Source organism: Cedecea sp. B1(4) (assembly GCF_059414925.1).
Window position 1 is genome coordinate 1 of the sequence record NZ_JCAHMZ010000102.1, and the last position, 353, is coordinate 353.

Below are 353 nucleotides of genomic sequence, written 5' to 3' on the forward strand. Positions count from 1 at the left end.
AAAAAAAAAAAAAATTAAAAAGCAAAAAAAAAAAAAAAAAAAAAAGCCACCAAAAAAAAAAAAACCCATACAAAAAAAATTAGAAATTACAAAAAAAAAAAAAAAACAAACCGAAAAAAAAAAAAACAAAAACAAAACACAAAAAAACAAAAAAACCAAAAAACAAAAAACCCCCCCCCCCCCCACCAAAAAAAAAAAAAAAAAAAAAAAAAAAAAAAAATATAAAAAAAAAACCAAATAAATAAAACAAAAAAAAAATTTACAAAAAAAATAATTTTAAAAAAACAAAAAAAAAAAAAACCAAAAAAAAAAAAAAAATAAATAAAAAAAAAAAAAAACGAAAAAAAAAAAAA

Annotated in this window: 1 protein-coding gene; it reads left to right on the forward strand. The window is 14.2% G+C overall.

Going from position 1 to position 353, the window contains the following annotated elements; translation table 11 throughout:
- Positions 1–241, forward strand: a 241-nt coding sequence (locus ACR6JA_RS22250; RefSeq protein WP_494599570.1) for a hypothetical protein, incomplete at its 5' end; no start/stop codon positions are given.
- Positions 242–353 lie beyond the last annotated feature (112 nt).